The 4,675-nt window shown below is 58.2% G+C and carries 5 protein-coding genes and 2 tRNA genes (1 of these 7 only partly in view); 4 read left to right on the top strand and 3 right to left on the bottom strand.

Features of this window, described 5'->3' with window-relative positions:
• From HMPREF9538_RS32630 to rsmC, 3 genes are all read right to left on the bottom strand, one after another.
• A tRNA-Leu gene (locus tag HMPREF9538_RS32630) sits at positions 1-30 on the bottom strand; it reaches 86 nt to the left of the window's first position.
• A gap of 28 nt (positions 31-58) precedes the next feature.
• Positions 59-145: transfer RNA gene (locus HMPREF9538_RS11580), tRNA-Leu, on the bottom strand.
• A gap of 171 nt (positions 146-316) precedes the next feature.
• The gene (gene rsmC, locus HMPREF9538_RS11585; protein WP_004177499.1) at positions 317-1,345 is read right to left on the bottom strand and encodes a 16S rRNA (guanine(1207)-N(2))-methyltransferase RsmC; all 1,029 of its coding nucleotides are present in this window, start codon (positions 1,343-1,345) and stop codon (positions 317-319) included.
• Positions 1,346-1,447: 102 nt separating this feature from the next.
• Here rsmC and HMPREF9538_RS11590 point away from each other — a divergent pair, with 102 nt between their 5' ends.
• The 4 genes from HMPREF9538_RS11590 to prfC all read left to right on the top strand — a co-directional run bounded on the left by HMPREF9538_RS11590 (position 1,448) and on the right by prfC (position 4,648).
• Complete coding sequence (locus HMPREF9538_RS11590; RefSeq protein ID WP_004146046.1) at positions 1,448-1,861, top strand: DNA polymerase III subunit psi; 414 nt, start codon at positions 1,448-1,450, stop codon at positions 1,859-1,861.
• Positions 1,830-2,276, top strand: coding sequence for a ribosomal protein S18-alanine N-acetyltransferase (gene rimI / locus HMPREF9538_RS11595; protein ID WP_002887706.1), 447 nt, complete (start codon positions 1,830-1,832; stop codon positions 2,274-2,276). Before HMPREF9538_RS11590 ends, rimI begins: the two co-directional genes overlap by 32 nt.
• A 14-nt stretch (positions 2,277-2,290) precedes the next feature.
• Positions 2,291-2,968, top strand: a complete 678-nt coding sequence (gene yjjG / locus HMPREF9538_RS11600; RefSeq protein WP_004146044.1) for a pyrimidine 5'-nucleotidase — start codon at positions 2,291-2,293, stop codon at positions 2,966-2,968.
• Between the two features lie 90 nt (positions 2,969-3,058).
• Positions 3,059-4,648 carry a peptide chain release factor 3 gene (gene prfC, locus HMPREF9538_RS11605; protein WP_002887711.1) on the top strand — a complete coding sequence of 530 codons (1,590 nt, stop codon included), beginning with the start codon at positions 3,059-3,061 and terminating at the stop codon, positions 4,646-4,648.
• The last annotated feature ends 27 nt before the right edge of the window (positions 4,649-4,675 follow it).

The following is a 4,675-nucleotide window of genomic DNA, read 5'->3' as shown; positions in this document are numbered from 1 at the left end:
TAGCGCGTCTACCAATTCCGCCACCTTCGCCCAGTGCGAGCAATATCTTCGTGGATTATGGTGCGAGGGGGGGGACTTGAACCCCCACGTCCGTAAGGACACTAACACCTGAAGCTAGCGCGTCTACCAATTCCGCCACCTTCGCATACCATCGATACTCTGAAAGTATCGTTACCACGGAGGCGCATTCTAGTGGTTTTCGGCGACACGTCAATAGTTAATTATGCAGGTTGTATCGATTGCTGCAAAAATGGGCGGATTTGCCCGCGGGAAGCGCCAGCGGTACCAGGAGCGGGCCGCCGGCGTGAAAAGACGATTATTTTTTCGCCTGACGGGTCATGATGGTGCGATAGACCTTAAAGCGCCCGGTCTGGGCGATCACCTCATGGAAGCCGAACGTCTCATCCAGCACCTGCGGATACGGCAGGAAGGCGTTGGCGACAATGCGCAGCTCGCCGCCGCTGTTCAGATGGCGAACCGCGCCGCGGATCAGCGCCTGGGCGGCTTCGAGACTGGTCTGCAGGCCGTCATGGAATGGCGGGTTGGAGATGATCATGTCGAAGCGACCATTGACCTCGGAGAAGACGTTGCTGGCAAACACATCGCCAGCCAGGCCGTTGGCGGCAAGCGTCGCGCGGCTGGCTTCAACCGCCGGGGCGCTGACGTCGCACAGGGTGAGGCGCACTTTCGGTGAATGGCTGGCCAGCGCGGCGGCCAGCACGCCCGCGCCGCAGCCGACGTCGAGCACTTTCCCTTTGGTATGCGGCTCGAGGGTGGAGAGCAGCAGCTGGCTGCCGACGTCCAGACCGTCGCGGCTGAAGACGCCCGGCAGGGTTTTAATCGTCAGATTATCCAGTGTGTATTCGCCCCAGAATGCGTCGGCGTCGAAGGTCGGCTGCTTTTCCAGACGGCCATGATAGAGGCCACAGCGGCGGGCGCTATCCACTTTGTTTAATGGCGCGTATTCAGCCAGCATCTGCTCCGCGCTGCGGACGCCGCTGCGGTTTTCACCGACGACGAAAATGTCGCTTCCCACCGGCAGCAGAGAGAGCAGGTTCATCAGCTGGAACTGCGCCTCTGGTTTGTTCTTTGGCCAGTAGTAGATCAGGGTGTCGCATTCGGCGACGTCAGCGGCCTCAGCCACTAAGCTAAAACGGACGGTGTCACCCATCTGGCGGTTGAGGACCTGCCAGTGGTGGAACTGTTGGGTGTGGGCGCGGCTGGCCGCGGTATCCAGACGCGCAGGCAGGTCATCCTGCAGGTCACCGGCAAACAGAACGCGGGCGGACTCGAAATCATCACTGTGGCGCAGCAAGACTTCACTTGCCGGGGTAAAAGCGGACATGAAACACTCCTTCATTAAGACTGGCGCCGATTATAGTAGTTTGTTGGCGCAGATACGACGGATTTGCTATATTGCGCGCTTGTTTAACAGGAGTGTTTCGCTATGACATCCCGACGAGACTGGCAATTACAGCAGCTGGGCATTACCCAGTGGTCGCTGCGCCGACCGGGGGCGTTGCAGGGCGAAATCGCTATCTCGCTTCCTGAACATATTCGTCTGGTGATGGTGGCGGAAACCCCGCCGTCGCTGACAGAGCCGCTGATTGGCGACATATTACGCGCGCTGGCCGTGACGCCAGATCAGGTCCTGCAGCTGACTCCGGAGCGGGTGGCGATGCTGCCGCAGGACAGCCGCTGCAACAGCTGGCGGTTGGGCACAGAGGCGTCGCTGCCGCTGGCGGGCGCCCAGGTGTCCACCCCCGCTTTTGATGAACTCCAGACCAGCGCGCCGGCTCGCAGGGCGCTCTGGCAACAAATCTGCGCACATGAACACGATTTCTACCCTCAGCACGGCTGATTTAACCAAAGCCTGGCACATCGAAAAACGCGCCCACGCTTTCCCGTGGAGCGAACAGACTCTGGCCAGTAACCAGGGGGAGCGCTATCGCAACTATCAGCTGTCGGTAGATGGCGAAATGGCGGCTTTCGCCATTACGCAAGTGGTACTGGATGAGGCGACGCTGTTCAATATCGCCGTCGATCCCGCCTACCAGCGCCGCGGCCTGGGGCGAGCGCTGCTGGAGCATGTCATTGATGAAGTCGAAAAACTCGGCGTCGTCACGCTGTGGCTGGAGGTGCGAGCATCCAACGTTGCCGCCATCGCGCTGTATGAGAGCGTAGGTTTCAATGAGGCAACCATCCGCCGCAACTACTATCCTACGGCCGACGGACGCGAAGACGCCATTATTATGGCTCTGCCAATCAGTATGTAACACAAGGTGATACGATGAAATGGGACTGGATTTTCTTTGATGCCGATGAAACGCTGTTTACGTTTGATTCTTTCAGCGGCTTGCAGCGGATGTTTCTCGACTACAGCGTGACCTTTACCGCCGAAGATTTTCAGGACTATCAGGCCGTGAACAAGCCGCTATGGGTGGATTACCAAAACGGCGCCATCACCTCGCTGCAGCTGCAGCACCAGCGTTTTGACAGCTGGGCGGAACGTTTGAATGTGCCGCCCGGGGAACTCAACGACGCGTTTATGAATGCGATGGCGGAAATCTGTGCCCCGTTGCCGGGCGCGGTCTCGCTGCTCAACGCGCTGCAGGGCAAGGTCAGAATGGGCATCATCACCAACGGCTTTACCTCGCTGCAGCAGACTCGTCTGGAGCGGACAGGTTTACGCGATCACTTTGATTTGCTGATTATTTCTGAACAGGTGGGTGTCGCCAAGCCGGACGCGCGTATTTTCGATTATGCGCTGGCGCAGGCGGGTAACCCACCGCGCTCGCGGGTGCTGATGGTCGGTGATACCGCCGAGTCGGATATTCGCGGCGGCGTGAACGCCGGACTGGCGACCTGCTGGCTCAATGCGCATCAGCGCGAGCTGCCGGCGGATCTCGAGCCGGACTGGACGGTGACCTCGTTAAGCGAACTGGAGCAGCTCCTGTGTAAACACTGATTGCCTCCCCCCCGTTGATGGGTAAAATAGCCGCAATTTTTCGTATTCCACATGCGTGGCCCATGGCCGCGTTTACTTAGAAGATTAATTATGACGTTGTCTCCTTATCTGCAAGAGGTGGCCAAACGCCGCACTTTTGCCATTATTTCTCACCCGGATGCCGGTAAGACCACCATCACCGAAAAGGTGCTGCTGTTCGGACAGGCGATTCAGACCGCCGGTACAGTAAAAGGTCGTGGTTCCAGCCAGCACGCGAAATCCGACTGGATGGAGATGGAAAAGCAGCGTGGTATCTCGATCACCACCTCGGTAATGCAGTTCCCGTATCATGACTGCCTGGTGAACCTGCTGGATACCCCGGGGCACGAAGACTTCTCCGAAGATACCTACCGTACCCTGACGGCGGTGGACTGCTGCCTGATGGTGATTGACGCGGCAAAAGGCGTCGAAGATCGGACCCGTAAGCTGATGGAAGTCACCCGTCTGCGCGATACGCCGATCCTCACCTTTATGAACAAACTCGACCGTGATATCCGCGATCCGATGGAGCTGCTGGATGAAGTCGAGAACGAGCTGAAAATCGGCTGCGCGCCGATTACCTGGCCTATCGGCTGCGGCAAGCTGTTCAAAGGCGTTTATCATCTCTACAAAGACGAAACCTACCTGTATCAGACCGGTAAAGGCCACACCATCCAGGAAGTGCGTATCGTGAAGGGGCTCAACAACCCGGATCTCGACGCGGCGGTGGGGGAAGACCTGGCGCAGCAGCTGCGTGACGAGCTGGAGCTGGTGCAGGGAGCGTCGAATGAGTTCGACAAAGATCTGTTCCTGGCCGGGGAAATCACCCCGGTCTTCTTCGGAACCGCGTTAGGTAACTTCGGCGTTGACCATATGCTGGATGGCCTGGTGGAGTGGGCCCCGGCGCCGATGCCGCGCAACACCGACACGCGTGAAGTCACCGCCACGGAAGAGAAATTCACCGGCTTCGTGTTTAAAATTCAGGCCAACATGGATCCGAAACACCGCGACCGCGTGGCTTTCATGCGGGTGGTGTCCGGCAAATATGAAAAAGGCATGAAGCTGCGTCAGGTGCGTATCGGCAAGGACGTAGTGATTTCCGACGCGCTGACCTTTATGGCGGGCGATCGCTCGCACGTTGAAGAAGCGTACCCAGGCGATATCATCGGCCTGCATAACCACGGCACCATTCAGATTGGCGATACCTTTACCCAGGGCGAGATGATGAAGTTCACCGGTATTCCGAACTTCGCGCCGGAACTGTTCCGTCGTATTCGCCTGAAGGATCCGCTGAAGCAGAAACAGCTGCTGAAAGGGCTGGTTCAGCTCTCTGAAGAGGGCGCGGTCCAGGTCTTCCGCCCGATCGCTAATAACGATCTGATCGTTGGCGCCGTCGGCGTGCTGCAGTTTGACGTGGTGGTAGCGCGTCTGAAAAGCGAATACAACGTGGAAGCGATTTACGAATCGGTCAACGTGGCCACCGCGCGCTGGGTTGAATCTACTGACGTGAAGAAGTTCGAAGAGTTCAAGCGGAAAAATGAAGTTCAGCTGGCGCTGGATGGCGGCGATAACCTGACCTACATCGCCCCGACAATGGTCAACCTGAACCTGACGCAGGAGCGTTACCCTGACGTGGTGTTCCGCAAAACGCGCGAGCACTAATCCCTGACGAAGCGCGGCGCAGGCCGC

This window comes from Klebsiella sp. MS 92-3 (assembly GCF_000195655.1).
Taxonomy (GTDB): domain Bacteria; phylum Pseudomonadota; class Gammaproteobacteria; order Enterobacterales; family Enterobacteriaceae; genus Klebsiella; species Klebsiella pneumoniae.
This window is presented reverse-complemented; position numbering and strand designations above follow the sequence as displayed.

Excerpts from the sequence above, each read along its gene's own strand:
- rsmC (WP_004177499.1), bottom strand. The coding sequence starts at position 1,345 with ATGTCCGCTTTTACCCCGGCAAGTGAAGTCTTGCTGCGCCACAGTGAT.
- HMPREF9538_RS11590 (WP_004146046.1), top strand. The coding sequence starts at position 1,448 with ATGACATCCCGACGAGACTGGCAATTACAGCAGCTGGGCATTACCCAG.
- rimI (WP_002887706.1), top strand. The coding sequence starts at position 1,830 with ATGAACACGATTTCTACCCTCAGCACGGCTGATTTAACCAAAGCCTGG.
- yjjG (WP_004146044.1), top strand. The coding sequence starts at position 2,291 with ATGAAATGGGACTGGATTTTCTTTGATGCCGATGAAACGCTGTTTACG.
- prfC (WP_002887711.1), top strand. The coding sequence starts at position 3,059 with ATGACGTTGTCTCCTTATCTGCAAGAGGTGGCCAAACGCCGCACTTTT.